The organism is Bifidobacterium margollesii (genome assembly GCF_002860355.1).
GTDB lineage: Bacteria > Actinomycetota > Actinomycetes > Actinomycetales > Bifidobacteriaceae > Galliscardovia > Galliscardovia margollesii.
Window position 1 is genome coordinate 1 of sequence record NZ_NMWU01000075.1, and the last position, 1,933, is coordinate 1,933.

Annotated in this window: 1 protein-coding gene; it reads right to left on the reverse strand. The window is 66.9% G+C overall.

Going from position 1 to position 1,933, the window contains the following annotated elements:
* Nucleotides 1-1,933, reverse strand: a 1,933-nt coding sequence (locus Uis1B_RS12165; protein WP_165782888.1) for a hypothetical protein, incomplete at both ends; no start/stop codon positions are given.

Consider the following 1,933-nt stretch of genomic DNA (forward strand, 5'->3'; position numbering starts at 1 on the left):
TTCCCAGACCGTTCTCGCGGAGGCCTTGGGCATCAAGAGATCGTCGATGCCTCAGAAAATGACCGGACGAACCGGCTGGTTGATCGTGGACATTGGACATCGTCAACGCATCGAGGTTTCTGGACACGACCGTCGAACGATTGATTGACGATTCCCTGATGCGATGGTAGGGGAACGTGCCCTCGCCCTTGCTGTTCAGGGTGATGGTGTTCGTCGTGGCGCCGGCGACCGGGGTCCTGCCGGTCTGGTCGACGGTCTCCTGCATGTTGAGGACGGCCCCCTTGGCGGGACGGTCGGGCTGGAACGAGCCGTTCGCATTGTGGCCGAGGTAGCCGATCTTGGTGACCTTGAGCCACCAGCCGGTGGTCTGTTCGGCCTGTTCGCGGCCGGGCCGCCACCCGTCGGATACGGTCGCGTCCATGTCCAGCAGCCGGGCGGACTCGAACGTGAGGGTCTTGGTCCAGCCCTTGGCGTGCCAGTCCCACCCGTAGGTGATGTTCTGGCCGGTCAGGTCGGTTCTGTCGATCCGCCACACGTAGGTCACGTACCCGGTGCCGAGCCTGCCCAGCACGTTCTTCATGGCGGGGTCCTTGGCGGGGTCGTAGGTCTTCGTGGCGACGCCGTCCTTGAAGGACGCGGCGTCGAACACGAGCGGGGTGACCGCGGCGACGTGCTTGCGGTTCGCGGGCAGGGCCGTGCCGTCCGTGCCCTTGTCGGGCGTCCAGTACACGTCGGCCCTCGCCGTGACCTTCAGGCCCGACACGGTCTTGGTGTTGAGGTTGACGGTGATCTCGTCCCTGGGCGGGTTGCCGTCGCTCATGGTGGAGGCCGTGACCTTCGAGGTGACGCTGGGCTTGAACCGGGGTGTGAAGTGGATGTTCTCCGCCCCGTTGAGCTCCGACGTCTCCTTCGCGTAGTCCGTCAGGCACAGCCGGTACTCATTGGGCTTGCTGCCGACGAGGGTCTGTCCGGCCGGGCAGGCCACGTTCATCCCATTGTCCGCGCCGGTCACGCCGGTGACCTGGCTGGTGAACCAGGCGTCGCCGGCCGGCCAGGCCTTCAGCCCGAAGTCCGCGGGCGTCCAGCTGAACGTCTCGGTGCCGCTGTCGTTGCCGCCCGCAACGGAGTGGTAGGACGCGTAGTCGAGGGTCTTCGCCTTGCTCTTCCCGCCCGTCAGGTGCATCGTGGTTTTGACGGTGAACCTGAGGCTGCCGTCGAACCGGCCGTCGTTGTTCGTGTCCCAGTCACGGTGGGCGGGCGTGTCGAGGGACTTGACGTCGAGCCTCACCCGGTCGGACACCGGATCCGTGCCGCCCGCGATCAGGAGGGACGAGGCGTGGGAGTCGAATTTCGTGTCCCGGGTCACGTCCTGCTGGTTCCAGTCGGCGACCAGGCCGTTGGCGGCCTGGCTGGTCACGCCGGCGGTCATCAGGCGGGACGCGGCGGCCGTCCAGGACTCCTTCGCGTCCCCGTGCCCGGCGTGTCCGGTGTCGTTGAGCACGTACCGGCCCTGTTTGGGCACGTTGAGGTCCCACCAGTAGAAGCCGGCGGGCCACCGGTCGCCCACGCCCAGGTCCTTCGGGCTCACGGTGGGCGAGGCGACGGTCCTGCCGCACTTGGGGGCCACGGTCACGCTCTTCGTGTGGTCGGCCTTCCCGTCGCGGTCGGTGTCCACGTTGAGCGTGCTGGTGCCGGTGAACGTGGTGCCGTCGGGGATGTTCGTGCAGCCGGTCCAGATCAGGTCGGACACCGGGGTGGTGTTGCCCGCGAGGTTGAACGTGGCCTGGGCGCGCGTGGCGAACGACACGGACGGCACGAGCGTGGTCCAGGATTCCGCGGAATCATCGAAACCGTTAAGAGGTTTGGCGGAAGGCACGTGAGCCTGCACCGGGACGTTGAGGTTGAACCAGTACTTGCCGCCGGCCCATGCGTC